This window comes from Klebsiella sp. CN_Kp104, from assembly GCF_040064515.1.
In the GTDB taxonomy this organism is placed as follows: domain Bacteria; phylum Pseudomonadota; class Gammaproteobacteria; order Enterobacterales; family Enterobacteriaceae; genus Klebsiella; species Klebsiella aerogenes.
In genome coordinates this window covers 74,473-98,714 of the sequence record NZ_JBEAII010000039.1, presented here as the reverse complement: position 1 = coordinate 98,714, position 24,242 = coordinate 74,473, and the positions used below count along the sequence as shown (strand labels likewise).

Sequence of the window (24,242 nt, the reverse complement as noted above, 5' to 3'; positions counted from 1 at the left end):
AGCGTTAAATCTCAGAAGTCATCTTTCTTTGACCTTAACCATGCAAATCTCTGCGCTGAGTGTTGCAAATTTGTTTCTTTGGATATTTCTTTAATTAAATCATTGTCATCCGTACGTAAAAATAAATTTATACGGCGTTCATTTTTCAGAGTAACGGGTAGTGTCTTTTGGTTTTTTGCGCGTAACTCCTTAACTTTATGGTAGTAATCCTTTATATCCATATCATCTGGCAGGATACTCAATGCAAACTTCATGTTTGCTAAAGTGTACTCATGTGCGCAACAAATTAGGGTGTCAGCGGGAAGGGCATTTATTTTCATAAATGATTGATACATTTGATCTGCTGTACCTTCGAACAGCCTGCCGCAGCCGCCGGAAAACATTGTATCGCCACAAAATAGATAAGGTTTGCTGTAGAAACAGATATGTCCTAATGTGTGACCTGGCGTGGCGAAAATAGAAAATTCGTGACCCAAAAGAGTAATGCTATCGCCATCAGATACAATATCCGTGCTTCCCTTATCCTGGGTTTCTGCCGGCCCGTAAACCACAAGTTGCGGAAATTTTTGCCGCAGTTCTTTCACGCCGCCAACATGATCATGGTGGTGGTGGGTTAACAAAATCGCTTCTGGCTGCCAGTTGTTTTCTTCAATGGCCGCGAGTACCGGCGCGGCTTCACCGGGATCGACTATCACACAACGACGGCTATCGTCGCTAACAACCCAGATGTAGTTGTCCTGAAATGCAGGAATACTGATAAGATTCATAAATTACCTCTCAAAGCGTTGCGGAAGGTTGCGATGAAGCCGGCAAGGATACCTCATACAATTACAGCTCCAGAGCATTGGTCCAGTATGCCGTGGGGTGAATACTATCGCGAGTCGCTGGAACGGCATATGAAACCGTGGCTGGCTAAATTATATGGCTTTCATCTACTTAAGATTGGCAATCTGAGCGCGGAAATCAATACCGAAGCCTGCGCGATCTCCCATCAGGTGAACGTTTCGCTGGGGGGAAGTCCGATCCAGGTCAAAGCCGACCCGCTGTATCTTCCTTTCGCCGCCAAATCGGTGGATGCCTGTTTACTGGCGCATACTCTGCCATGGTGCAGCGATCCGCACCGGCTGTTGCGCGAAGCTGACCGCGTGCTGATTGACGATGGCTGGATGATTTTGACTGCTTTTAACCCGCTGAGCCTGATTGGATTGCGCAAAGTGACGCCGGTTCTGCGAAAAACTATCCCCTATAACAGCCGGATGTTTACCATGACGCGACAGCTAGACTGGCTGGCGCTGCTCAATTTTGAGGTGCTGCACTATGGTCGCTATCAGGTGCTGCCCTGGTCGAGGCAGGGGGGAAAAATGCTAAGTACTCATCTGCCGGCTTTGGGATGTTTGCAAATGATCGTCGCGCGGAAAAGAACCGTTCCGCTGACGCTAAATCCGATGAAGTCCGGGAAGGCGAAGACGCAGCTGCGTCCGGCCGTTGGCGCCACCAGGCAGTGGCGCGACGGGGGAAATTAGCTTTCCGGCTGATAGCCGACATCGTCCAGCGTGGGGTTAGACGCCGCAGCGCGCGCGAGTTCGTCACAGCGTTCGTTTTCCGGGTGCCCGGCATGGCCTTTGACCCATTCCCACTTAATTTGATGCTGGCCGAGAGCGGCATCAAGACGTTTCCACAGATCGACATTTTTAACCGGCTTTTTGTCCGCGGTTTTCCAGCCGCGTTTTTTCCAGTTATGGATCCACTGGGTTATCCCCTGGCGGACGTACTGGCTATCGGTGCTTAGCACCACTTCGCAATGCTCTTTAAGCGCTTCGAGAGCGACGATGGCAGCCATCAGTTCCATGCGGTTGTTAGTCGTCAGGCGGTAGCCCGCGCTGTAGGTTTTTTCATGCTGGCGATAGCGCATAATAGCGCCGTAGCCGCCAGGCCCTGGATTCCCCAGGCAAGAACCATCGGTGAAAATTTCTACCTGTTTGAGCATCTCTGGTAGACTTCCTGTAATTGAAATCGATATGTAAACGACAAGTCTGACATAAATGACCGCTATGAGCACTGCAATTACACGACAGATTGTTCTCGATACCGAAACCACCGGTATGAACCAGATCGGCGCCCACTATGAAGGGCATAAGATCATCGAGATCGGCGCCGTAGAGGTGATCAACCGTCGCCTCACCGGTAATAACTTCCATGTTTACCTGAAGCCCGACCGTCTGGTGGACCCTGAAGCCTTCGGCGTTCACGGTATTGCCGATGAATTCCTCATGGATAAGCCGACATTTGCCGACGTTGCCGATGAGTTCATGGAGTATATCCGCGGCGCGGAGCTGGTCATCCATAACGCATCGTTCGATATCGGCTTTATGGATTATGAATTCAAAAAGCTGAACCGCGGCATTGAGAAAACGGAAACCTTTTGTAAGGTCACCGATAGCCTGGCGCTGGCGCGTAAGATGTTCCCCGGCAAGCGTAACAGCCTCGATGCGCTCTGTTCACGTTATGAAATAGACAACAGCAAGCGTACGCTGCACGGCGCGTTGCTCGATGCCCAGATTCTGGCCGACGTCTATCTGATGATGACCGGTGGGCAGACCAGCATGGCGTTTTCGATGGAAGGAGAAGGCCAACAGCAGGCCGGCGATATTGGAATACAGCGCGTTGTCCGCGCCGCCAGTAAATTACGCGTGGTTTATGCCTCTGACAGTGAGCTGGCGGACCATGAATCGCGTCTCGACCTGGTGCAAAAAAAGGGCGGAAGCTGCCTGTGGCGCGCCTGATTGCCGCTAATATGCGCTAAAAATAGGCGGGCGGGCTAATTTTGCAGCAAACGATTCAAAAGTGAAGAAAAAGCGTTGACGACGATGTAGGGAAACCGTAATATTCGCCTCGTTCCCAACGGAACACAACGCGGAGCGGTAGTTCAGTCGGTTAGAATACCTGCCTGTCACGCAGGGGGTCGCGGGTTCGAGTCCCGTCCGTTCCGCCACTTACATTTTTCAGGGTGTCTCAGGACGTCCTGATGCGAGAGAAAACCGCAAGCCTGTTCACAGGCTTGCGGTTTTTTTTCGTCTCTGTGATTCCGTATCTGTACGATGGAATCCGGAGAAAATAAGTACAGATTTGAGTATATGCCTCTGACGGAACTGAAAGCCCCTGTTCTTATTACCGCGCTTAAACCCGTGGAGAGCCGGGGGCGCTGGAAACCCTGCGCCGTATTGTCCAGCGGGTAAATGAGGCCACGGAATACCGGGACTGAAGTAAGGGGGCCATTCGCTTTAAAGACCGGGCGGGTCAGAGTACAACAGATGAGCGTTATGCTTATGATAGACAATGGTTCAGTCAGTACTCTTTGACATGTGAATGGTCCGATCATCAGTTGAAAAATGGTCAGACAGGGATAGCGGAAATTGCTGCCGCACCCGCTGCACAGCGACAAGAAAAATTAAACTCGCTTTCTCCTTTGTTTGTCGGTCGCGGCTTTAATCTCCTGGAGAGGGCTGAAATTGCATACCGTGCTGCGAGTATGGCGCTGGACCCGGACATCAGTCCTGATACTGTTCTTGCCCTCGCAGGCTTTGTAACTCACCATCAGAAAACGGTGCTGGTTAACTATGAGTTGCCGGTGTCTGCCATTGGTTTTGTTATGGGGCATAACATGCTTGACGAGTACTGGTATACTGACAGTCATTCATCAATGTTCCGTCCCGGTAACAGGATGGATCCACGGTTAGGTGCAAATGGCAAACTACCGCGGAAGGATATTTCCTGCCGGGTAACCGGCCCGATTCTGGAGCATCTGCACCATAATTTTGCCATAGCGTGGCGTAAAGAAACCGGCCAGGATCTGATGACTATCCGCAATGCTGCCGTTGTGGCTAAAGATCTGAAACCAAGGCCCATTCACGGTACTCCGCTGATGGCACAGTTATTACGTACTCCGGCACAGCCAGGGAAACATGATATTGAAACGCTCTATCTGAAAGCGGTGAATAATGCGACGCAGTTTATCTATATCGAAAACCAATATTTTCGCTGGCCACCACTGGCGGAATTAATAAATAAGATTGCGGAAAGATAGAATAAAGCGGGGCGCGAATTATATTTGTTTGTTGTGACTAAAGTCACGGATGAAGGTATTGGGGCGGGAACGCTGAATACCCAGCGCATGCTTGAGACGCTCGATCAGGCTAATACCATTCCTGAAGTGACAAAACTGCGTAAAATTGGGCTACTCAGCAACGAAACGTTTGGTGGCTCTGGCTATATTGATCTGGGGGAAATAAATAAACATAACCGCGAGATGAGTGAGAAAATTGCTGACTTTAAAAAGAAAGCGAATGAAATTCAGAGCAGCGAGATACTGCCTGAAGAACGCCCCGGGCTTAAGATCCATCTCTGTTCATTAGTTGCTCCTGACTCGCTGCCGGAAGAATGGATGCCGGTCTATATCCACTCCAAGCTGATGATAGTGAATGACGTGTTTACCACGCACGGCTCCGCCAATATCAACACGCGCAGTATGCAGGTAGACAGTGAAATGAATATTGCACATGAATGGGCCGGCGTGACGCGGGATTTACGGCGACGGTTGTGGAATCTGCATACAAATGGGAAAGGGGGGCTGGATGATCCGGCCAAGGCATTTGAGGAATGGGGTTATCTCCTTGATAGAAATGAAGCCCATCAAGATTCAAAGAAAGAACAACCGGAGGCCTCCCTGATTAAATTCTTTTACAACAAAGCGACGCTGAGCGATCTGGACTGATGAAACGACTCTTCTTTTTATTCTGTTTAGTGCTGGCCGCCTGTGACCAGAACAATACCCACAAGGATGCGCCCATGAACCCGCTGACCGATATTAACGCCCGGCTGGCGTTTACCTGTAAACACCAGAGTATCCCTGAGGTATCTGCTGATGCAGACGTGCTGTTTAAGTATGCCCGCTGGTTGCAGAAAAACAATCTGATTAACCGGGACAAAACGGTGGATGTGGAAATCGCACGACTGTACCGTATCGCAGCAGAAAACGGGCACTACAAATCCAGTATTAACCTGCAAAACGGGGCGCTGCGCGGGCGTTTTTCGCTGAGCAGCCATGAGCGTCTGCGCCTGAGTCAGCGACTGATAGATGCGAAGGTGGCCGCTGGCTATTACTTTATCGCCATCTATCTGGAGCACGGTGCGGCAGGACTGGCGCAGGACCCGGAGATGGCGCAGCGTTATTACCGTAAGGCGGCGGATGAGGGGAATCCCCAGGCCCAGGCTTATGTGGGCAAAAAACTGGCACCTGCTGATATAGCTCCGGATATATCCCGTCAGATGCGCCATTGCGCTGCCGAACAGGGGGAAGGGCGTGCGGCCAATGCGCTGGCGAATGCTCTCTCTGTTGACAAAAAATATCCGGAGGCAGTTGAGGCATTCCAGTTAGGGGTCAGTGCAGGAGATTCAGGTTCTGCCGGTTTTTTGAGGCATGGATTCAGCGGACCAGAACCAGCGGACAGAATGTTCTATTTGGGCCTGCAAAAAGACCCGGAGCGTGCCCGCCGTTATGAGCAGATAGGCGAAGTGCTGGCGAAATACTCCTGGGCACATCCCACGGTCCCGGAAATCAACGATATCGTCCCGTTACCGCCCGCACCGCTTCCTGAGTGGGACGGTAAGCTGAAGTGGCTGGAAGAGTGGGAGGCCAATGTGTCGCCGCCAAAGCCCAGTGCGTCGCTGATAGCAGAACTGGCAAAAGCGAAACAACTGAACCCGGCAACAGGCAGACCGCTGCCGACATCACCGGACTTCGACAAAGATAGCGTGGCGCAACTGCTGTGCCGCAGCGGTGAAGCCTGCCCGAAAAGCGGCTACTGACAGATAGCCTGGATACCAAACCGCGGAATTAGCAAAGAAGAAACCCGTTACTTTAAACAGGGCGACGTAATGCCAACTGATTTGGTAGAGCGTTTTACTCCGCGCCCTGGCCACTGAAGGATAAAAAGGTCCGGGAGGAACAGTGGATAGACTGGCGATTCGTGGGGGAAGGGTAAGCATTTTACATATCACCCGAATTAATACCTCCACTGGAGAGAGAATGCCTGTGATGTATTGCCATTGGGCTATTCTTCAGCTTCATGATTGTAGGCGCGGGTGTCAGTGGTAGCCGGTGTGGGACAGCGTGCCTTAACTCAGTGTCTACCGTGAAAACTATAAGCTTTAATCAGCTGTGCACATTCCAGCCTGAACTCGGGGGTGAAAGTACGCTTGGTTTTCTTGTTCATTAAGTCACCGGTTTTGTGTTGAGGTGAGAATATCACCTTTAATCAGGTGGCCAAATTTACTGTGCCACTACAGTCAGTAGAGACCCCTGTGAGTGTCAGCTCTTTTTTCCTCCTTATATGTAGAATATGAAGGGGCTTGCTGTTTTTTCTTCCGGATACGCCTGTTGCCCCTTCAGCCTTGCCCGAGCAACGGCTCATCTTGTTTGCTCGTCTCATTTTCAGAAAATCGGGCATATTAAATTTAATCATGATTGGTTATTTAATAGGTCTATCGTAAAACGTCGTCAGGATCTTTTCTGTGTTAAATATATGTATGGTGAATAAATGAAAGCAATAGCGGTTATATGTTTACTGTATTTATTTCTTTTTAGTCATGATTCATTTTCTGAAACTATAACTCCTGATATGGATATGCTTCAACAATACAGGGCATATTCATTAACTAAGTGTATTAAGGATAATTATACAAAAATGGGAGTGGATTTTTCGTCTTTACCGCTTAAAGACCATACCATGGGCTTGATTTTCGAGATGGATCCGCAAGGCATTCTTGGTACTAATGAGCGGTATTTTGAAAAATACATTGAGGATAAAACAAAGTTTTTTTATCAGCCTAAGCAATCCAGCGGCGATTTGGCGCAGTCAAATTTGGTGATTTATGACTGTCTGAGCTTTAGCCAGTCTAAAGAGCTTGAAGAATTTATTCTGGATTTAATGGCGGAATCAGCGTATAGGAAAGCTTATCCGAAAAAATAACAAAGCAAAATAAATCCAGTTTTCTGAGATGGTTGAAATGTTTCTGTTATGACTTCTTGGGCTCCTTGAAACCTTGCCCCCATGCTAAATGAAAGAATTCTTGATGATTGATACAGAAGTATTCGACTGATAGGTTATATGTTGCCCTTATCTGAGATATTTTTCTCATGCTACCTACGGCAGTATTCATACATTATCCGCCCCTAACGCCTCCTCAACACACTGCATAAATACCCGCATTGCCGGGCTAACTACTTTACCGGCGTGATGAGCGCATATCGCGTTAATAGTGAGCGGAACAGCGCTAAACGGTAGCTCAACCAGCGTACCGCGCTTAAGCTCTTCCTCAACGGCGAAACGCGGCAGATAGCTGACGCCAAGATTGCTCGCCACGCACTGCTTAATACTTTCGATACTCCAGAGCTCAATAGTATTTTCCAGGGTAATGGCGCGCTGGCGCAGCGTGCTTTCAAAAATTTGCCGAAATACGCACTGTGGCTCATTGATAACAAAGCTCAGCGGGATATGTTGCCCGCAGCGGGTAAAATCGACCGCCGGATGCTGCGGCGAGGCGACCAGCGTCAGCGGCTGCTGGCCAAAGCTTGTCATGGTTAACGCGTCATCGTTGCCAACCCGATAAAACACGCCCAAATCGGCGCTATCGTTGAGTAGCGCATCGCGGATGACATAACAGTTAAGTGATTGCAATGATAAGCGTACCTGCGGCGCCCGTTGTTTAAAGCGCAGTAGCACCTGCGGCATTTTATAGGCCAGCAGAGTTTCCCCACAGGCAACGCGCAGCTCGCCAGCCGGTTCGCTATCCTCGCGAGCCGCCTCACGAATGGTTTCCATCACCCTCGCCAGTTCATGGACGTGCGGCAGCACCTTTTTACCGGATTCGGTCAGGCACATGCGGCGGCCTATTTTTTCAAACAGCTGAACGGCAAGTTCTTGCTCAAGCTGTTGAATATGAAAGGTCACGGTGGATTGCGTACAGCATAGTTTTTGCGCCGCGCGTAAAAACGAGCCTTCTTCCACTACCGTCTTGAGAGTAATAAAACGCCGCAGATCCATTTCGCCACCAACTATCGAAATTATCGAATTCAGAGTCAGAAAACATTCATTTTTTTAAATGAATGGCTTCGGGTACTGTCTGCCAAAACGAAGGAGAAGACAAGTGACCCCAGCTTTGATTAGTGCTTTTTTGACTTATACCCTGATAACCGCGCTGACTCCCGGCCCCAATAATATTCTTGCCCTCAGCAGCGTCACCTCCCATGGCTTACGCCGCAGTCTGCGGGTGCTGGCAGGGATGAGCATTGGTTTTATTATCACTATGCTGATTTGCGCGGCTTTAACCTTTTCGCTGGTGGAACTCGACTCACGCTTTACCCGGCTATTGGGATGGATTGGCGCGGCGTATATCCTGTGGCTGGCCTGGCAGATAGCCAAAAGTAAACCGGGAGCAGGCGCGCTGAGTACAGAGCCGGTGGGTTTCTGGGCGAGCCTGGGCCTGCAGTTCGTCAACGTAAAAATTATTCTGTATGGCATCACCGCGCTCTCTACCTTTGTCCTGCCCGTTACCCGCGAGCCGATTTGGCTCATCAGCGTGAGTCTGCTGCTGGCGGCGATTGGCGCGCTGGGAAATCTATGCTGGGCTCTGGCGGGGCATCTGTTTCAGCGCCTGTTTTTGTTGTACGGGCGGCAACTGAACTGGGTATTGGCAGCGTTATTGGTCTACTGCGCTTTGCGGATCGTAGTGGAATAAAAAGGGAGCGCAGCGGCTCCCGAAAAGTGTTTAGCCGATTGTGAAGGGATCGGCATCCTGCCAGGCCGGAAATTTCTCGCGATACTCCTGCAGCGCGGCCAACGACAGATCGGCATCGAGCCGCGTCGCCTGATGCGGTTCGGCGGTAGCGATAATCTCTCCCTGTGGGCTGATGATACGGCTATCGCCCCGATAATGGTGGCCGTTACCATCGGTGCCGACGCGGTTGCAGCCGGCGACGTAGGCCTGGTTTTCAATTGCTCTGGCGACCAGCAGCGATTGCCAGTGCAGCGAACGCGGGGCTGGCCAGTTAGCGACATACAGCGCCAGGTCGTAATCGTTGTGGTTACGCGACCATACCGGGAAGCGCAGGTCATAACATACCAGCGGCAGAATTCGCCAGCCGCGCCATTCAAAGACCACTCGCTCAGTACCTGCCTCATAATGGTGATGCTCATCCGCCATGCGGAACAGGTGACGCTTATCGTAAAAGTGCATTTTACCGCCGGGCTCTACCAGCAGAAAGCGGTTCACCGGGCCACGTTCGGTCTGCAAGGCCGCGCTACCGGCAATCATCGCGTTGGTCTGCTCCGCTTTCGCCAGCATCCACTCAACGACCTCTCCCTGAGGCATCGACTGCTTCGCCGCTTCCATGGCAAATCCGGTAGTAAACATCTCAGGCAGCACAATGATGTCGCGCCCGCTCACTTCTTCCAGCTGACGATCGAAATGGCGCAGGTTGGCGGGACCATCCATCCACACCAGCGGTTGCTGCAACAGCGTAATTTTCAAGCCAGACACAGTGGTGAACTCCATTATGAAGAGGGCATAAACTAATTTTAATACCATATCAGCAGCGGGAGGCGGCATGGAATATTTTGTTAAAAAAATGCTACTTTGGCGGGGGAGTAACAAAAGAAAAGGCGGGGAAATTCCCCGCCTTCGTCGTGATGTGGAGTATTGCTGCTATTATGCCGCTTCAATTTTGCGGATTTTTTCCGGCAGCTTTACCGGTTTGGTCGCCAGTTCATCCGCCGCGAAATCATCAACGTTAATACTGCGCAGACGGCTGGTTTCCGCACGGGTCAGAATCGAGGCTTCCTCCTGATTAATTAACCCTTTGGCCAGCGCATTAGTGGCCAGCTCATCCAGGCGGGTGAACGGCAGATTTTTACCCAGCTCTTTGCAGATGCGCTGGTGGATTGGGTCCGCCGCCATCACATCCAGCAGCGCCTCTTCCAGCAGGCCAACCGGGTTATGTTCGCTTGGCGTCAGGTACTGGCCGCGACCGATACGGGAGCGGGTCGCGCTCGGAACCTGCAGAATTTTCGCCACTTTATGATCCAGCTTGTCGGACGGCGCATCGTAGTGACGGCCGGTCGGGAAGATGGCGAGACGCAGCGCGCCGGCGACAAAGCGGTTCGGGAAGTTCTTCAGCAGGTCATCGATAGCCTGCTCTGCCTGATACAGCGCATCTTGCACGCCCCAATGGACCAGCGGCAGATCCGCTTCATTACGGCCTTCATCGTCATAACGTTTCAGCACCGCCGATGCCAGGTAAAGCTGGCTCAGCACGTCGCCGAGACGCGCGGAGATACGTTCGCGACGCTTCAGGCTGCCGCCCAGTACCGCCATTGATACATCCGACAGCAGGGCCAGGTTGGCGCTCAGGCGATTCATGTGCTGATAGTAGCGGCGTGTAGTATCACGGGTCGGCGCGCTGCTGGTGCGGCCGCGAGTCAGGCCCAGCCAGAAGCTGCGTACTTTGTTGCTACCGACATGGCCGATATGTTTAAACAGCAGCTTATCGAAGGCGTTAACGTCATTATTCTGCGCGGCGGCCATCTCATCCAGTACATACGGATGGCAGCGAATCGCCCCCTGACCGAAGATCATCATGCTGCGGGTGAGGATATTCGCCCCTTCAACGGTAATGGCGATCGGCGCGCCCTGATAAGCGCGGGCAAGGAAGTTGCCTTCGCCCAGCATGATGCCTTTACCGCCGGTAATATCCATAGCGTCTATGATTGAACGCTGGCCGCGGTGGGTACAATGATATTTAACGATTGCCGACAGCACCGCCGGCTTCTCACCAAGCATAATACCGTAGGTAATCAGCGAAGCGGCGGCGTCCATTACGTAGGCGTTGCCTGCGATACGCGCCAGCGGCTCTTCGATACCTTCCATTTTACCAATCGAGATTTTGAACTGACGGCGAATGTGGGCGTAGGCGCCGGTCGCCATAGCGACGGATTTCAGGCCGCCGGTGGCGTTGGACGGCAGAGTAATGCCGCGACCCACGGACAGGCATTCAACCAGCATACGCCAGCCCTGGCCGGCCATGCTCGGGCCGCCGATGATGTAATCGATCGGTACGAAAATATCTTTACCGCGAGTGGGGCCGTTCTGGAACGGCACGTTCAGCGGGAAGTGACGACGGCCAATTTCCACGCCCGGCGTTGAGGTAGGGATCAGCGCGCAGGTGATACCGAGTTCTTCCTCGCCGCCTAGCAGACGGTCCGGGTCTGAGAGTTTGAAAGCGAGGCCCAGTACGGTGGCGATTGGCGCGAGGGTGATATAGCGCTTGTTCCAGGTCAGGCGCATCCCCAGCACCTGCTGACCCTGCCAGTCGCCCATACAGACTACGCCGGTATCCGGGATCGCGCCGGCGTCGGAGCCCGCTTCCGGGCTGGTCAACGCGAAGCATGGGATCTCCTGACCACGCGCCAGGCGCGGCAGGTAGTGATTTTTCTGCTCTTCGGTACCGTAATGTTGCAGCAGTTCGCCCGGCCCTAAGGAGTTAGGCACGCCGACGGTGATCGCCAGGATCCCGGAAACGCCGGACAGCTTTTGCAGTACGCGAGACTGGGCATAGGCGGAAAACTCCAGGCCGCCGTACTCTTTCTTAATGATCATCGCAAAGAAGCGATGCTCTTTCAGGTACGCCCACAGCTCCGGCGGCAGATCCGCCATTTCATGGGTAATTTCGAAGTCGTTCGCCATGCGGCAGGCTTCTTCTACCGGGCCGTCGATGAAAGCCTGCTCTTCGGCGGTGAGGCGCGGTTGCGGATAGTTATGCAGCTTGTGCCAGTCCGGGTTGCCGCGGAACAGATCGCCTTCCCACCAGGTGGTACCGGCATCGATGGCTTCTTTCTCCGTACGCGACATCGGCGGCATTACTTTACGGAAGGCGCGGAATGCCGGGGCGGAGAAAAGCGATTTACGCATCGGCGCAAAGTTGAACGGCAGCAGGATAATCGCCAGCGGCAGCAGCAGCCAGATATTCCACAGCCCCGCCACGCTGAGCGCCGCGGTCCAGGCGAGCAAAATCACGCTGCTGAGAAGCAGGCTGACTCGGTGATAGAAGAGCACGCCGAGTAACACTACGGTTGCAACAATACTCAAAATCATCATAGAGAAATGCTCCCTTATCTTGTAGGAGGTCTGACCACTTGTGATGTATTGGTTGTAGTGGATGTAATTTGTTTTAGCAATGTGTTTACAAAATAATTACAACCTTGCTCACATTGTTGGCTGGAAAAGCGGCACGTAAAATCAAAAGGACGAGGGATAACGTTGCCTGCTGCTTCTCGCTTCGGCGGCTATCCGGTACACTGCCAGGGTTATTCCAACCAATACTGAAGGATTATCCTCATGTACCAGGATCTTATTCGTAACGAACTGAACGAAGCCGCGGAAACGCTGGCCAACTTTCTGCAGGACGAGGCCAACATTCACGCTATCCAGCGCGCGGCGGTACTGCTGGCGGATAGCTTCAAAGCTGGCGGTAAAGTACTTTCCTGTGGCAACGGCGGTTCTCATTGCGATGCGATGCATTTTGCGGAAGAGCTGACCGGGCGTTATCGCGAGAACCGCCCTGGTTATCCGGCGATCGCTATTTCTGACGTCAGCCATCTGTCCTGCGTGAGTAATGATTTTGGCTATGAATATGTCTTCTCCCGCTACGTTGAATCGGTTGGCCGCGCAGGCGATGTTCTGCTGGGCATTTCCACCTCCGGCAACTCCGGCAACGTGATCAAAGCGATTGAAGCCGCGCGCGCGCAGGGTATGAAAGTGATCACCCTGACCGGTAAAGACGGCGGCAAAATGGCGGGTTCCGCCGATGTGGAAATTCGCGTACCGCATTTCGGTTACGCCGATCGCATTCAGGAGATTCACATTAAGGTGATTCATATTCTGATTATGTTGATCGAAAAAGAGATGGTTAAAGCTTAACTTGCCATGATGACGGCGCCGTGGCTTCCATGTTGAGGAGCCACGGCGACAAGGCTTTAGCGGCAGGATATTTTGTGCAGTGGTATGAGGTGATCTATGTGCGAATTGCTCGGGATGAGCGCCAATGTGCCGACCGATATCTGTTTTAGCTTCTCCGGGCTGGTTCAGCGCGGGGGCGGCACCGGGCCGCATAAAGACGGCTGGGGTATTACCTTTTACGAAGGGAAAGGGTGTCGCACATTTAAAGATCCGCAGCCGAGCTTTCAGTCGCCAATAGCCAAACTGGTACAGGATTATCCCATCAAATCCTGTTCCGTCATTGCCCATATCCGTCAGGCCAACCGCGGCGAAGTGGCGCTGGAGAACACCCATCCGTTCACCCGCGAACTGTGGGGCCGCCACTGGACCTACGCCCATAACGGCCAGCTCAAGGGTTATAAATCGCTGAAAACGGGAAATTTCCGCCCGGTGGGCGAGACCGACAGCGAAACGGCTTTCTGCTGGCTGCTGCACCGTTTAAACGAGCGCTATCCGCGCACGCCAGGCAATATGGTCGGCGTGTTTAAATACATCGCGACGCTGGCGGGCGAAATGCGCGAGAAGGGCGTGTTTAATATGCTGTTATCGGACGGGCGCTATGTGATGGCGTACTGTTCAACCAACCTGTACTGGATCACCCGTCGGGCGCCGTTTGGCGTGGCGAAGCTGCTGGATCAGGATGTGGAAATTGATTTTCAACGTGAGACCACACCAAACGATGTGGTCTCCGTTATCGCCACTCAGCCGCTGACCGGCAATGAGGCCTGGAATAAAATCATGCCAGGTGAGTGGGCGTTATTTTGCCTCGGGGAGCGTATAGTTTGAGGCCAGCTGCGGCTGGATAACCTCGTGGCTGAGCGGCTTGCTGACGATATAGCGGCCATCCATCACCGAAACCACCGGCGGTTTGTGGGTCTGCTGGAAGTAGTCATAGCCTGGCTTCAGCTGCTTCCAGAAATCCGCATAGTACGAGAACTTATGTCGCGCCATGTTGGCGTCGGTCATGCGGAACGGGTAGATGCTGACCTGCACGCTTGGCTGGCCAAATACCAGCGCGCCGGTGACAAACTGGAAGATCTCGTCAATGCCGGTATCGGTCATCGCGTAGCAGCCGACGGAAACGCAGGCGCCGTGGATCATCAGGTATTTACCTTCATAGCCGTGCGCGCGATCGTAGGCATTCGGGAAGCCGATATTGATCGCTTTATAAAAGCGGCTGTCTGGTTTTAGCTGACTGCGCGAGACGTTATAAAATCCTTCCGGACTTTTAAAATCGCCCTGGCGTTGCTTCGGCCCGAGGCCGCCGGAGTAGTTACAGATCCGGTAGCTATCGAGAAGCTGGTAGGTTTCGCCCATTTTGACGTAGAGATCGAGCATCCGCTCTTCTTTGAAGATCTCGATATAAACGGGAGAGCCCATTAACTGCTGTTTATATTCTTTGCTAACCGGCGTTGTCGGGCTGTTACTGCTGAGTAACCCAGCAAATGACACGCACGGCAACAGAAGCATCGCAATAAAGAATGCGATTTTGCGCATACTGCTTGTTCCTTGATAAAACAAAAAACCACATGCCAGGACGGCAAGAGATACCCGAAATCAGAGTTTTCTGGATTTAGAGCGCTCACATTAGCATCACGGCAGTTTTTCGCAAGCACGGTGTGGCTGCGTTTACAATTTAATGTTCCTTTATAGCGAATATTGCCGCAAAGCGCAGTGAGAACTTTGCGCAATAGCTCGCATTTTAGAAGCACTTATTGGCGCTTTTCCTACTTCTGCCACTCACAAAATGTTACACTCCCGCCGTTTATGACCAGGGTAAGAAAGGATGCTTCTCTCCCGTCTTGTGCCCCCGTGGCACCGCTATTCCTTTCTTATTCTGATATTCCATCAATAATGCTGGCCTCGGCTTGAGCCGGGGTTTAGGTTACGGATACCTGCTAACGATATGATTAAAATCACGAAAGGGCTGGATTTGCCCATAGCTGGCATGCCATTACAGCAGATCTCGCCCCGGCCTGCGGTGAAACGCGTCGCGCTGCTCGGCGAGGAGTACGTCGGCATGCGCCCCTCGATGGCCGTGAGCGAAGGCGATCGGGTGCAAAAAGGCCAGGTGCTGTTCGAAGATAAAAAGAACGCCGGGGTACGTTTTACCGCGCCAGCCAGCGGGGTGGTCAGCGCCATTCATCGCGGCGAGCGCCGGGTGCTGCAATCGGTGGTGATTGATGTCGACGGCAGCAATGAGGCGGTGTCGTTTACCCGCTATGCATTAGAAGATCTTAACGATTTGCCACAGGAAGCGGTGCAGCAACAGCTGCTGGACTCCGGGCAGTGGACGGCGTTTCGTACCCGTCCTTTCAGCAAAATTCCCGCGCCGGGTAGCGTTCCGGCGGCTATTTTCGTCACTGCTATCGATACCAACCCGCTGGCGGCTGAACCGCAGCCGATTATCCTGGCCCAGCGTGAAGCCTTTGATGCCGGTCTGACGGTGCTAACGCACCTGACGGACGGTAAAGTCCACGTCTGTCAGGCCAGCGGCGGCAAGCTGGGCGGCCATCCCGCCGGGCAGGTGACATTCAACCAGTTTAGTGGCCCGCATCCGGCAGGGCTTGCCGGTACGCACATTCACTTCCTTGAGCCGGTCAGCCTGACCAAACAGGTCTGGCATCTCAACTATCAGGAGGTCATCGCCATCGGCAGACTGTTCCTCGACGGCGAGCTGTACAGCGAACGCGTCATTGCCCTTGGCGGCCCGCAGGTAAAACAGCCGCGGCTGCTGCAAACCTGTCTTGGCGCCAGCCTCGATGAACTGCTGGCGGGCGAGCTGGTGGATGATGAAAACCGGGTAATTTCCGGTTCAGTCTTGAGCGGCACCCACGCCTGCGGCCCTCACGCCTTCCTCGGACGCTACCATTTGCAGGTCAGCGTCGTCAGAGAAGGCCGCGAAAAAGAGCTGTTTGGCTGGGTGATGCCGGGCAAAGAGAAGTTCTCGATTACCCGTACCACCCTTGGTCATTTCTTTAAGCGCAAGCGCTTTAATTTCTCCACTGATACTAACGGCGGCGAGCGGGCGATGGTGCCGATCGGCAACTATGAGCGGGTGATGCCGCTGGACATTCTGCCCACCATATTGCTGCGCGATCTGCTCGCCGGCGATAGCGATAGCGCCCAGGCGCTGGGCTGTCTGGAGCTGGATGAAGAAGATCTGGCGCTCTGCACCTACGTTTGTCCGGGCAAATATGAATACGGCCCGGCGCTGCGCAGCGTGTTAACCCAGATTGAGCAGGAAGGATAAGAGATGGGCTTAAAGCACCTGATTGAGAAACTTGAGCCGCATTTCACGCACGGCGGCAAGTTAGCAAAATATTACCCGCTGTATGAAGCGGCGGCGACGATCTTCTACACCCCTGGTTTAGTCACCCGCGGCGCGGCGCACGTACGTGACGCCATTGACCTCAAGCGGATGATGATCCTCGTCTGGTTTGCGGTGTTCCCGGCGATGTTCTGGGGCATGTACAACGTCGGCTTGCAGACTATTCCGGCGCTGCACAAGCTATACGGCGCCGAACAGTTACAGCAGGTGATTGCCAACAACTGGCACTATAGCGTTGCCCAGTGGTTAGGGGTGAGCTTCAGCGCCGATGCCGGGTGGCTCAGCATGATGACGCTGGGGGCGGTATTTTTCCTGCCTATCTACCTGACCGTATTCATCGTCGGCGGTTTTTGGGAAGTGCTGTTCGCGATTGTGCGCAAACATGAGATCAACGAAGGCTTTTTCGTTACCTCGATTCTCTTCGCGCTGATTGTGCCGCCAACGATGCCGCTATGGCAGGCGGCGCTGGGGATCTCCTTCGGCGTGGTGATTGCCAAAGAGATTTTCGGCGGCACCGGGCGCAATTTCCTCAACCCGGCGCTGGCGGGGCGCGCGTTTCTGTTCTTTGCCTACCCGGCGCAGATTTCCGGCGACCTGGTATGGACGGCGGCGGACGGTTTTTCCGGCGCGACGCCGCTCTCCCAGTGGGCCAGCGGCGGCGGTGAAGCGCTGGTTAACGTCGCCACCGGCATCCCGGTGAGCTGGATGGACGCCTTCCTTGGCAATATTCCCGGCTCGATTGGCGAAGTGTCGACGCTGATGATCCTCATCGGCGGCGCGTTCATTATCTTTGCCCGTATCGCCTCCTGGCGCATCGTCGCCGGGGTGATGGTCGGTATGATCGCCACCGCCACGCTGTTTAATTTCATCGGTTCCGATACCAACCCCATGTTCTCGATGCCGTGGTACTGGCATCTGGTGCTCGGCGGTTTCGCCTTCGGCATGATGTTTATGGCGACTGACCCGGTATCGGCTTCCTTTACCGATAAAGGTAAATGGAGCTACGGCCTGCTGATTGGCGTGATGTGCGTGCTGATTCGCGTCGTCAACCCGGCCTATCCGGAAGGGATGATGCTGGCGATTCTGTTCGCCAACCTCTTTGCGCCGCTGTTCGATTACCTGGTGGTGCAGGCCAATATCAAGCGGAGGAAGTCGCGTGGCTGAGAAGAAAAGTAACGATAGCATCGGCAAAACGCTGCTGGTGGTGCTGGTGCTTTGTCTGGTGTGCTCCATTGTGGTCGCCGGTTCCGCCGTGGGCCTCAAGTCGCGTCAGCAGGAACAACGCGCGCTGGATAAACAGCGCAATATTCTGGCGGTCGCCGGCCTGATGCAGCAGGGGATGGATGCTGACGCGGTGGCGGAAACCTTCGCCGCGCGCATTACCCCGCGGCTGGTCAATCTGGCGACCGGCGAACTGCTGGATAAAGACCCGGGCAAATTTAATCAGGCCCAGGCGCTGAAAGATCCGCAGCAGAGCATCGCGCTCGACGCCAGCCAGGATCCGGCCGGGATTAAACGCCGCAGCAACCTGGCGGAAATTTACCTGGTGCGTGACGCGCAGCAGCAGATTCAGGAAGTCGTGCTGCCTATCTATGGCAATGGCCTGTGGTCAATGATGTACGCCTTCGTGGCGCTGGACGTCGATGGGCGCACGGTGAAAGGCATTACTTACTACGATCAGGGCGAAACGCCGGGGCTGGGCGGCGAGGTGGAAAACCCGAACTGGCGTCAGCAGTTTGTCGGTAAGCAGGTGCTGGATGACAACGGTATGCCGTCGTTGAAGGTGGTAAAAGGCGGCGCGCGCGCCGGCGATCTCCACGCGGTTGACGGTTTATCCGGCGCCACGCTGACGTCAAACGGCGTGCAGCATAGCTTTGATTTCTGGATGGGCGAACTGGGCTTTGGTCCGTTCCTGAAAAAGGTTCGTGAGGGAGAGCTGAATAATGGCTGAACAGAGCGATATGAAAGAGGTGAAGCGCGTGCTGGTGGGGCCGCTTATCGCCAATAACCCCATCGCCCTGCAGGTGCTCGGCGTCTGCTCCGCGCTGGCGGTGACCACCAAACTGGAAACCGCCTTCGTGATGACCATTGCGGTGACGCTGGTAACGGCGTTCTCCAGCATGTTTATCTCTATGATTCGCCACCATATTCCCAATAGCGTGCGCATCATCGTGCAGATGGCGATCATCGCCTCGTTGGTTATCGTGGTGGATCAGCTGCTGCGGGCTTTCGCCTATGAGACCTCTAAGCAGCTGTCGGTGTTCGTCGGGCTTATCATCACGAACTGTATCGTGATGGGGCGTGCCGAAGCTTATGCCATGAAATCGCCGCCGCTGGCCAGCTTTATGGATGGTATCGGTAACGGTCTCGGTTACGGCGCGATCCTGATTATCGTCGGTTTCCTGCGCGAGCTTATCGGCAGCGGTAAGCTGTTCGGTATCACCGTACTGGAAACGGTGCAGAACGGCGGCTGGTATCAGCCGAACGGCCTGTTCCTGCTGGCGCCGAGCGCGTTCTTCATTATCGGTTTGCTGATTTGGGCCCTGCGTAGCTGGAAGCCTGAACAGCAGGAAAAGGAGTAACCGATCATGGCTCATTACATTAGCCTGTTTGTCCGCGCGGTGTTCGTTGAGAACATGGCGCTGGCCTTCTTCCTCGGGATGTGTACCTTCCTCGCGGTGTCGAAAAAGGTCTCCACCGCGTTTGGCCTCGGCGTTGCGGTCACGGTGGTGCTGGGTCTTGCCGTACCGATCAACAACCTGGTCTATAACCTGGTGCTGCGCGACGGCGCATTGATGGAAGGCGTAGACCTCAGTTTCCTTAACTTCATTACCTTTATCGGGGTGATTGCGGCGCTGGTGCAAATACTTGAGATGATCCTCGATAAGTACTTCCCGGCACTCTATAACGCGTTAGGGATCTTCCTGCCGCTTATCGCCGTTAACTGCGCTATTTTCGGCGGCGTGTCGTTTATGGTGCAGCGCGATTACAACTTCCCGGAATCTATTGTCTACGGCTTTGGTTCCGGCATCGGCTGGATGCTGGCGATTGTCGCGATGGCGGGGATCCGCGAAAAAATGAAGTACGCCAACGTGCCCGCCGGTCTGCGCGGGTTAGGGATCACCTTTATCACCACCGGACTGATGGCGCTCGGCTTTATGTCATTCTCCGGTGTGCAGCTATAAGGGCGGAAAAGTATGGAAATTATTCTTGGCGTGGTGATGTTCACGCTGATCGTGCTGGTCCTGTCGGGGCTCATCCTGGTGGCGCGCTCGAAGCTGGTGAACGCGGGCGATGTGGTTATTGAAATCAATAACGAAGCGGATAAACAGATCCGCACGCCGGCGGGCGACAAACTGCTGAACACGCTCTCCAGCAACGGTATCTTCGTCTCTTCCGCCTGCGGCGGCGGCGGCTCCTGCGGCCAGTGCCGGGTGACCATCAAAGAAGGCGGCGGCGATATTTTGCCGACCGAGCTTTCGCATATCACCAAACGCGAAGCCAAAGAAGGGTGCCGCCTGGCCTGCCAGGTGGCGGTGAAGCAGAATATGAAAATTGAGCTGCCGGAAGAGATTTTCGGCGTGAAAAAATGGGAGTGCGAGGTTATCTCTAATGATAACAAAGCGACCTTCATTAAAGAGCTCAAATTACGGGTGCCGGATGGTGAAGCGGTGCCGTTCCGCGCCGGCGGTTATATTCAGATCGAATGCCCGTCGCATAAAGTGGCCTATGCCGACTTTGATATTCCCGATGAATATCGCTCAGACTGGGACAAGTTCAACCTGTTCCGCTATGTCTCTGATGTGAAAGAGCCGACCCTGCGCGCCTACTCGATGGCTAACTACCCGGAAGAGGAGGGCATCATTATGCTCAACGTGCGTATCGCCACGCCGCCGCCGAAGGTACCGGATGCGCCGCCGGGGATTATGTCGTCCTATATCTGGTCGCTGAAGCCTGGCGATAAGGTGACGATTTCCGGGCCGTTTGGCGAGTTCTTCGCCAAAGAGACCGACGCCGAGATGGTGTTTATCGGCGGCGGCGCGGGCATGGCGCCGATGCGTTCACACATCTTTGACCAGCTTAAGCGCCTGCACAGCACGCGTAAAATCAGCTTCTGGTACGGCGCGCGTTCGCTGCGTGAAATGTTCTATGACGATGAGTTTGAACAGCTGGCGCGCGAAAACCCCAATTTTACCTTCCACGTCGCGCTCTCCGATCCGCTGCCGGAAGATAACTGGACCGGGCATACGGGCTTTATCCATAATGTTCTGTATGAAAACTATCTGCGCGACCATCCGGCGCCGGAAGATTGCGAGTTCTATATGTGCGGGCCGCCGGTGATGAACGCCGCGGTGATTAAAATGCTCAAAGATCTGGGCGTCGAAGATGAGAACATCATGCTCGATGACTTTGGAGGCTGATGATGTGGACGGTATTTGTCGCGACCTTTGTGATTTTTGCGCTGGTGATCCTCGGCATGTCCCTGGGCTACCTGGTGAAGCGTAAGAGTATTCAAGGCAGCTGCGGCGGGATCTCCTCGCTGGGGCTGGAGAAAGTCTGCGACTGTCCGGAACCGTGCGATGCGCGTAAGAAACGTCTCGCCCGCGAGGCGCAGCGCCAGCAGCAGCGCATTCTCTAATGCGCCGACGGCGCTACGCTTGCGTTTTTCAGGCCGCTTTCGCGGCCTTTTTTATCTTACTGCCAGTTTTTCGCCTGCGCCGGAGAATCCACCATCACGCCGTCGGCGCCTAATTCTTTCGCCGTTCGATAATCTTCCGCGCTATTGATGCCGAAGAAAATGATGTGGGCCTGGCCCTGCGAGCGGAAGCAATCCATCGCCTCTTTATCCCAGGTGAGCGTCGCCGGAGAAACGCCTTCACCAAGGGTAAACTTCTCGACTACCTCCACCTTGCGCTTTAGTTCCAGCCCGTACCACTTATCGCCATCGCGCTGGCTGTCTTGCTGGCACTGGTGGCTGAGCGAAACGTTTGCAAGCCTGGTTCGGGTTTCGCTGCGGCTAACAAAGCGGGGGATCGGTTGCGGCAGAGCGGCGATATAGCGGTCTTCGGTGGAATAAACCCGTACCCGGTCGAGGCTATGGGTATTTTTTAACACCTCCAGCAGGCGTTCGCCCATCACCGCCGGATCGGCATCCGGTGATTTTATATCGATGTAGAAGAAGGTCTGCGGCCACTGCTGCAGCACGCTTTGTAAGGTCGGGATCGTGGCCTGCTTGCCGCGCCACGGATGGCTGTCATCGCCCCATTTCCAGCCGGCATCGACTTTTGCCAGCTCGGCGGCGGTTAAGCTTGAGACCTTGCCCTCGGCGTTGGTCAGGGCGGAGAGATCGCTTGAGCGATAGAGCACCGGTACGCCATCGCGGCTTAGCTGTACCGTAATCCAGATGGCCTGTGCGTGATTTTCCAGCGCCAGTTTGATGGCCGGTAGGGTGTTTTCCGGCGCATCGCCGGTACCGCCGCGGTGGGCAATCAGCTGCGGATTGGCGAAAACGCTGCCGGTCGCCAGCAGACAGAGTACCGTGAGTATTTTCTTCATGATTGTATCTTCCTGATTAATTATTTAAATGTATGAAAATAAAGGTGATTTGTTTCACTTTTATGTTGTAACAGCTTTTTTGGCGGTTGAATTAAAAAAAGAATAAAATTTGCGTGTAGTTTTGCTATGCTGTATGGGTATACAGTGTTGGGCAAGGCGATGCGTAAAATTATCCATGTCGATATGGACTGCTTCTTCGCAGCGGTGGAAATGCGTGACAACCCGGCGTTGCGCGATATCCCCATTGCAATCGGCGGCAGTCGGGTACAGCGTGGCGTGATTAGTACCGCGAACTATCCTGCGCGTAAGTTTGGCGTGCGCAGCGCGATGCCGACGGCGACGGCGCTTAAACTGTGTCCGCACCTCACGCTGCTGCCGGGGCGCTTTGATGCCTACAAAGAAGCCTCGAACCACATCCGCGAAATTTTCTCCCGCTATACCTCGTTAATCGAGCCGCTGTCGCTGGATGAAGCCTACCTTGACGTGAGCGACAGCGTACACTGCCACGGCTCTGCCACGCTGATGGCCCAGGAGATCCGCCAGACCATCGAGCGTGAACTGAATCTCACTGCTTCGGCGGGCGTGGCGCCGGTAAAATTCCTCGCTAAAATTGCCTCAGATATGAACAAGCCGAATGGCCAGTTCGTCATTGCCCCGCATCAGGTGGCGGAGTTTGTGCGGTCTCTGCCGCTGGCGAAAATTCCCGGCGTCGGGAAGGTGTCGGCGGCGAAGCTGGAAAATATGGGGCTGCGTACCTGTGGCGACGTGCAAAACAGCGATCTGGCGATGCTGCTTAAACGTTTTGGTAAGTTTGGCCGTATCCTGTGGGAGCGCAGCCACGGCATTGACGAGCGCGAAATCCATAACGATCGTCAGCGTAAATCGGTCGGCGTCGAGCGCACTCTGGCGGAAGATATTCATGAGTGGTCAGACTGCGAAGCGATTATCGAAAATCTCTATCCCGAGCTGGAACGCCGTCTGGCGAAGGTAAAACCGGATCTACTGATCGCGCGTCAGGGCATCAAACTGAAGTTTAACGATTTCCAGCTCACTACTCAGGAGCACGTCTGGCCGCGGTTAAACAAAGAGGATTTAATCGCGACCGCGCGAAACGCCTGGCTTGAGCGTCGGGGCAGCCGCGGCGTGCGGCTGGTGGGGTTACACGTGACGCTGCTCGACCCACAGCTCGAACGACAACTGGTACTTGGACTATAACGATGTTAACGATCAGGGCGTATGTAGAAGAGGATTTTCCGGCGCTGTGCGCCATTTTTTTGCGCGCGGTAAAAGAGACCGCCAGCCGGGATTATTCTCCCGCGCAAATTGCCGCCTGGGCGCAGGTTGATGAATCCCGCTGGCGGCAGAAATTTGCGCATTCGCAAGTGCTGGTGGCGGTTATTGATAATCAGCCGGTTGGATTTATCACTGTCGTTAATGATTATATCGACCTCTTTTTCGTCTCGCCGGATTATACCCGTCGTGGAATCGGTCATGCGCTCATCGGGGCGGTCTGCGCCAGCCTTCCGGGAAAGATATTGTCGGTTGATGCGAGCATAACGGCACGATCCAGTTTTCTTCGCCAGGGATTTCGTGTCGTCGCTGAGCAGCGAGTAGAATCGCGTGGAGAGTGGTTCACTAACTATCGAATGGAAAAACGCGGTTCGGGTAAGGCTGAATAGATACAGTTATCGGTTTGCGACTTTTTTGGTCCGGGAAAAACACGTGTTTTGTGTTAATTCAGAGCACATTGCGCTCCCGATATTTCTTCTGCGTTATGGCTTTCCTGGCGCAGGGAGCGCACAGGGGGCGGCCAGTCGCCGCCGCCCCCTGTACCCCCGGGCTCTGGCCGCCAAAATCGCCACTTCGTGGTACCTTCGACTTATCCCTGCAGGCTTCGGGTCGGGCCGAGGCAGCGTCCTTGCAAATCACGGCCCTCAGCCCGCATCCATGCGGGCTGCCCCGGCCTGCCGGGAACGTCTCAGCGATTTTGAGGCCACCAACACCGGCAGTTTCAGTAGCCACGGGTACAGGGTAGAGGCCACGAACCGTAGGCCGGATAAGGCGTAGCCGCCATCCGGCGCGAAAGTGGCTCTTTACCCGCGGTTATTGCCCGGCGGCGCGTTGCGCCTTATCCGGGCTACCAAACTGCACATTACTGTAGCCGGCGTAGGTCGGGTAAGGCGTTAGCCGCCACCAGACAAAACAGGTCATAACCGGGGCCGGAGGCACAACCGGCGGCATAGCG

Annotated in this window: 26 protein-coding genes and 1 tRNA gene; 19 read left to right on the top strand and 8 right to left on the bottom strand. The window is 54.2% G+C overall.

Features of this window, described 5'->3' with window-relative positions:
* Nucleotides 1–11: 11 nt before the first annotated feature.
* Nucleotides 12–767: a hydroxyacylglutathione hydrolase gene (gene gloB, locus ABLU80_RS20685; RefSeq protein ID WP_015704465.1), complete on the bottom strand. Its 756-nt coding sequence runs from the start codon at nt 765–767 to the stop codon at nt 12–14.
* Between the two features lie 33 nt (nt 768–800).
* Between gloB and ABLU80_RS20680 the strand changes: the two genes are divergently transcribed.
* A complete protein-coding gene (locus ABLU80_RS20680) occupies nt 801–1,523 on the top strand; it encodes a class I SAM-dependent methyltransferase (protein WP_348850429.1) in 723 nt (240 codons plus the stop codon).
* On the opposite strand, the gene rnhA is transcribed toward ABLU80_RS20680, so the two are convergent.
* Nucleotides 1,520–1,987 carry a ribonuclease HI gene (gene rnhA / locus ABLU80_RS20675; RefSeq protein ID WP_015368126.1) on the bottom strand — a complete coding sequence of 156 codons (468 nt, stop codon included), beginning with the start codon at nt 1,985–1,987 and terminating at the stop codon, nt 1,520–1,522. The two genes, ABLU80_RS20680 and rnhA, sit on opposite strands and share 4 nt — an antisense overlap.
* Before the next feature lie 64 nt (nt 1,988–2,051).
* Between rnhA and dnaQ the strand changes: the two genes are divergently transcribed.
* From dnaQ to ABLU80_RS20645, 6 genes are all read left to right on the top strand, one after another.
* A complete protein-coding gene (dnaQ, locus tag ABLU80_RS20670; protein WP_015368125.1) occupies nt 2,052–2,783 on the top strand; it encodes a DNA polymerase III subunit epsilon in 732 nt (243 codons plus the stop codon).
* A gap of 132 nt (nt 2,784–2,915) precedes the next feature.
* A tRNA-Asp gene (locus ABLU80_RS20665) sits at nt 2,916–2,992 on the top strand.
* A gap of 390 nt (nt 2,993–3,382) precedes the next feature.
* Nucleotides 3,383–4,084, top strand: coding sequence for a hypothetical protein (locus ABLU80_RS20660; protein ID WP_196798181.1), 702 nt, complete (start codon nt 3,383–3,385; stop codon nt 4,082–4,084).
* A 33-nt stretch (nt 4,085–4,117) separates the two neighbouring features.
* Entirely contained in the window at nt 4,118–4,771 is a 654-nt protein-coding gene (locus ABLU80_RS20655; RefSeq protein WP_227513509.1) for a phospholipase D-like domain-containing protein, read from the top strand.
* A gap of 74 nt (nt 4,772–4,845) precedes the next feature.
* The gene (locus ABLU80_RS20650; protein ID WP_227513508.1) at nt 4,846–5,865 is read left to right on the top strand and encodes a DUF6396 domain-containing protein; all 1,020 of its coding nucleotides are present in this window, start codon (nt 4,846–4,848) and stop codon (nt 5,863–5,865) included.
* 731 nt (nt 5,866–6,596) lie between these two features.
* Nucleotides 6,597–7,028 (top strand): hypothetical protein, encoded by a 432-nt coding sequence (locus tag ABLU80_RS20645; RefSeq protein WP_228306603.1) that lies wholly within the window; start codon nt 6,597–6,599, stop codon nt 7,026–7,028.
* A 186-nt stretch (nt 7,029–7,214) separates the two neighbouring features.
* Here ABLU80_RS20645 and ABLU80_RS20640 read toward each other — a convergent pair whose 3' ends face one another.
* The gene (locus ABLU80_RS20640) at nt 7,215–8,102 is read right to left on the bottom strand and encodes a LysR family transcriptional regulator (RefSeq protein ID WP_047080955.1); all 888 of its coding nucleotides are present in this window, start codon (nt 8,100–8,102) and stop codon (nt 7,215–7,217) included.
* A gap of 103 nt (nt 8,103–8,205) precedes the next feature.
* Here ABLU80_RS20640 and eamB point away from each other — a divergent pair, with 103 nt between their 5' ends.
* Nucleotides 8,206–8,796, top strand: a complete 591-nt coding sequence (eamB, locus tag ABLU80_RS20635; RefSeq protein ID WP_045413139.1) for a cysteine/O-acetylserine transporter — start codon at nt 8,206–8,208, stop codon at nt 8,794–8,796.
* Between the two features lie 30 nt (nt 8,797–8,826).
* On the opposite strand, the gene ABLU80_RS20630 is transcribed toward eamB, so the two are convergent.
* Nucleotides 8,827–9,597 carry an amidohydrolase gene (locus ABLU80_RS20630; RefSeq protein WP_182015136.1) on the bottom strand — a complete coding sequence of 257 codons (771 nt, stop codon included), beginning with the start codon at nt 9,595–9,597 and terminating at the stop codon, nt 8,827–8,829.
* Nucleotides 9,598–9,765: 168 nt separating this feature from the next.
* Nucleotides 9,766–12,210 (bottom strand): acyl-CoA dehydrogenase FadE, encoded by a 2,445-nt coding sequence (gene fadE / locus ABLU80_RS20625; protein WP_015368121.1) that lies wholly within the window; start codon nt 12,208–12,210, stop codon nt 9,766–9,768.
* Nucleotides 12,211–12,450: 240 nt separating this feature from the next.
* On the opposite strand from fadE, the gene lpcA reads away from it, so the two are divergent.
* Entirely contained in the window at nt 12,451–13,032 is a 582-nt protein-coding gene (gene lpcA, locus ABLU80_RS20620) for a D-sedoheptulose 7-phosphate isomerase (RefSeq protein WP_004099149.1), read from the top strand.
* Between the two features lie 96 nt (nt 13,033–13,128).
* Entirely contained in the window at nt 13,129–13,896 is a 768-nt protein-coding gene (locus ABLU80_RS20615) for a class II glutamine amidotransferase (protein WP_049033453.1), read from the top strand.
* On the opposite strand, the gene dpaA is transcribed toward ABLU80_RS20615, so the two are convergent.
* Nucleotides 13,867–14,607 (bottom strand): peptidoglycan meso-diaminopimelic acid protein amidase, encoded by a 741-nt coding sequence (gene dpaA, locus ABLU80_RS20610; protein ID WP_015704469.1) that lies wholly within the window; start codon nt 14,605–14,607, stop codon nt 13,867–13,869. The two genes, ABLU80_RS20615 and dpaA, sit on opposite strands and share 30 nt — an antisense overlap.
* A 409-nt stretch (nt 14,608–15,016) precedes the next feature.
* Between dpaA and ABLU80_RS20605 the strand changes: the two genes are divergently transcribed.
* The 7 genes from ABLU80_RS20605 to nqrM are packed head-to-tail and all read left to right on the top strand — an operon-like array spanning nt 15,017 to nt 21,080.
* Nucleotides 15,017–16,363, top strand: a complete 1,347-nt coding sequence (locus ABLU80_RS20605) for a Na(+)-translocating NADH-quinone reductase subunit A (RefSeq protein ID WP_230250596.1) — start codon at nt 15,017–15,019, stop codon at nt 16,361–16,363.
* A 3-nt stretch (nt 16,364–16,366) separates the two neighbouring features.
* Nucleotides 16,367–17,605 carry an NADH:ubiquinone reductase (Na(+)-transporting) subunit B gene (locus tag ABLU80_RS20600; protein ID WP_015704471.1) on the top strand — a complete coding sequence of 413 codons (1,239 nt, stop codon included), beginning with the start codon at nt 16,367–16,369 and terminating at the stop codon, nt 17,603–17,605.
* The gene (locus ABLU80_RS20595) at nt 17,598–18,392 is read left to right on the top strand and encodes a Na(+)-translocating NADH-quinone reductase subunit C (RefSeq protein WP_015704472.1); all 795 of its coding nucleotides are present in this window, start codon (nt 17,598–17,600) and stop codon (nt 18,390–18,392) included. Before ABLU80_RS20600 ends, ABLU80_RS20595 begins: the two co-directional genes overlap by 8 nt.
* Nucleotides 18,385–19,023 (top strand): NADH:ubiquinone reductase (Na(+)-transporting) subunit D, encoded by a 639-nt coding sequence (locus ABLU80_RS20590; protein ID WP_002889716.1) that lies wholly within the window; start codon nt 18,385–18,387, stop codon nt 19,021–19,023. The genes ABLU80_RS20595 and ABLU80_RS20590 overlap by 8 nt, the downstream gene beginning before the upstream one ends.
* A 6-nt stretch (nt 19,024–19,029) precedes the next feature.
* Nucleotides 19,030–19,626, top strand: a complete 597-nt coding sequence (nqrE, locus tag ABLU80_RS20585) for an NADH:ubiquinone reductase (Na(+)-transporting) subunit E (protein WP_015368115.1) — start codon at nt 19,030–19,032, stop codon at nt 19,624–19,626.
* 12 nt (nt 19,627–19,638) lie between these two features.
* Nucleotides 19,639–20,862, top strand: a complete 1,224-nt coding sequence (gene nqrF, locus ABLU80_RS20580) for an NADH:ubiquinone reductase (Na(+)-transporting) subunit F (RefSeq protein ID WP_020079561.1) — start codon at nt 19,639–19,641, stop codon at nt 20,860–20,862.
* 2 nt (nt 20,863–20,864) lie between these two features.
* Nucleotides 20,865–21,080, top strand: a complete 216-nt coding sequence (gene nqrM, locus ABLU80_RS20575) for a (Na+)-NQR maturation NqrM (RefSeq protein ID WP_015368113.1) — start codon at nt 20,865–20,867, stop codon at nt 21,078–21,080.
* A gap of 56 nt (nt 21,081–21,136) precedes the next feature.
* Here nqrM and ABLU80_RS20570 read toward each other — a convergent pair whose 3' ends face one another.
* Complete coding sequence (locus ABLU80_RS20570; RefSeq protein ID WP_045366719.1) at nt 21,137–21,997, bottom strand: glycerophosphodiester phosphodiesterase family protein; 861 nt, start codon at nt 21,995–21,997, stop codon at nt 21,137–21,139.
* Between the two features lie 159 nt (nt 21,998–22,156).
* On the opposite strand from ABLU80_RS20570, the gene dinB reads away from it, so the two are divergent.
* Nucleotides 22,157–23,212: a DNA polymerase IV gene (gene dinB / locus ABLU80_RS20565; RefSeq protein ID WP_015704475.1), complete on the top strand. Its 1,056-nt coding sequence runs from the start codon at nt 22,157–22,159 to the stop codon at nt 23,210–23,212.
* 2 nt (nt 23,213–23,214) lie between these two features.
* The gene (locus ABLU80_RS20560; protein ID WP_047064469.1) at nt 23,215–23,676 is read left to right on the top strand and encodes a GNAT family N-acetyltransferase; all 462 of its coding nucleotides are present in this window, start codon (nt 23,215–23,217) and stop codon (nt 23,674–23,676) included.
* Nucleotides 23,677–24,100: 424 nt separating this feature from the next.
* Here the strand turns inward: ABLU80_RS20560 and ABLU80_RS20555 are convergent, their stop codons facing one another.
* Complete coding sequence (locus ABLU80_RS20555) at nt 24,101–24,238, bottom strand: hypothetical protein (protein ID WP_348850426.1); 138 nt, start codon at nt 24,236–24,238, stop codon at nt 24,101–24,103.
* Nucleotides 24,239–24,242 lie beyond the last annotated feature (4 nt).

What these genes read in the sequence shown, in the direction of transcription:
- gloB (WP_015704465.1), bottom strand. Translation starts at nt 767, where the DNA reads ATGAATCTTATCAGTATTCCTGCATTTCAGGACAACTACATCTGGGTT.
- ABLU80_RS20680 (WP_348850429.1), top strand. Translation starts at nt 801, where the DNA reads ATGAAGCCGGCAAGGATACCTCATACAATTACAGCTCCAGAGCATTGG.
- rnhA (WP_015368126.1), bottom strand. Translation starts at nt 1,987, where the DNA reads ATGCTCAAACAGGTAGAAATTTTCACCGATGGTTCTTGCCTGGGGAAT.
- dnaQ (WP_015368125.1), top strand. Translation starts at nt 2,052, where the DNA reads ATGAGCACTGCAATTACACGACAGATTGTTCTCGATACCGAAACCACC.
- ABLU80_RS20650 (WP_227513508.1), top strand. Translation starts at nt 4,846, where the DNA reads ATGAACCCGCTGACCGATATTAACGCCCGGCTGGCGTTTACCTGTAAA.
- ABLU80_RS20645 (WP_228306603.1), top strand. Translation starts at nt 6,597, where the DNA reads ATGAAAGCAATAGCGGTTATATGTTTACTGTATTTATTTCTTTTTAGT.
- ABLU80_RS20640 (WP_047080955.1), bottom strand. Translation starts at nt 8,102, where the DNA reads ATGGATCTGCGGCGTTTTATTACTCTCAAGACGGTAGTGGAAGAAGGC.
- fadE (WP_015368121.1), bottom strand. Translation starts at nt 12,210, where the DNA reads ATGATGATTTTGAGTATTGTTGCAACCGTAGTGTTACTCGGCGTGCTC.
- lpcA (WP_004099149.1), top strand. Translation starts at nt 12,451, where the DNA reads ATGTACCAGGATCTTATTCGTAACGAACTGAACGAAGCCGCGGAAACG.
- ABLU80_RS20615 (WP_049033453.1), top strand. Translation starts at nt 13,129, where the DNA reads ATGTGCGAATTGCTCGGGATGAGCGCCAATGTGCCGACCGATATCTGT.
- dpaA (WP_015704469.1), bottom strand. Translation starts at nt 14,607, where the DNA reads ATGCGCAAAATCGCATTCTTTATTGCGATGCTTCTGTTGCCGTGCGTG.
- ABLU80_RS20605 (WP_230250596.1), top strand. Translation starts at nt 15,017, where the DNA reads ATGATTAAAATCACGAAAGGGCTGGATTTGCCCATAGCTGGCATGCCA.
- ABLU80_RS20600 (WP_015704471.1), top strand. Translation starts at nt 16,367, where the DNA reads ATGGGCTTAAAGCACCTGATTGAGAAACTTGAGCCGCATTTCACGCAC.
- ABLU80_RS20590 (WP_002889716.1), top strand. Translation starts at nt 18,385, where the DNA reads ATGGCTGAACAGAGCGATATGAAAGAGGTGAAGCGCGTGCTGGTGGGG.
- nqrE (WP_015368115.1), top strand. Translation starts at nt 19,030, where the DNA reads ATGGCTCATTACATTAGCCTGTTTGTCCGCGCGGTGTTCGTTGAGAAC.
- nqrF (WP_020079561.1), top strand. Translation starts at nt 19,639, where the DNA reads ATGGAAATTATTCTTGGCGTGGTGATGTTCACGCTGATCGTGCTGGTC.
- nqrM (WP_015368113.1), top strand. Translation starts at nt 20,865, where the DNA reads ATGTGGACGGTATTTGTCGCGACCTTTGTGATTTTTGCGCTGGTGATC.
- ABLU80_RS20570 (WP_045366719.1), bottom strand. Translation starts at nt 21,997, where the DNA reads ATGAAGAAAATACTCACGGTACTCTGTCTGCTGGCGACCGGCAGCGTT.
- dinB (WP_015704475.1), top strand. Translation starts at nt 22,157, where the DNA reads ATGCGTAAAATTATCCATGTCGATATGGACTGCTTCTTCGCAGCGGTG.
- ABLU80_RS20560 (WP_047064469.1), top strand. Translation starts at nt 23,215, where the DNA reads ATGTTAACGATCAGGGCGTATGTAGAAGAGGATTTTCCGGCGCTGTGC.
- ABLU80_RS20555 (WP_348850426.1), bottom strand. Translation starts at nt 24,238, where the DNA reads ATGCCGCCGGTTGTGCCTCCGGCCCCGGTTATGACCTGTTTTGTCTGG.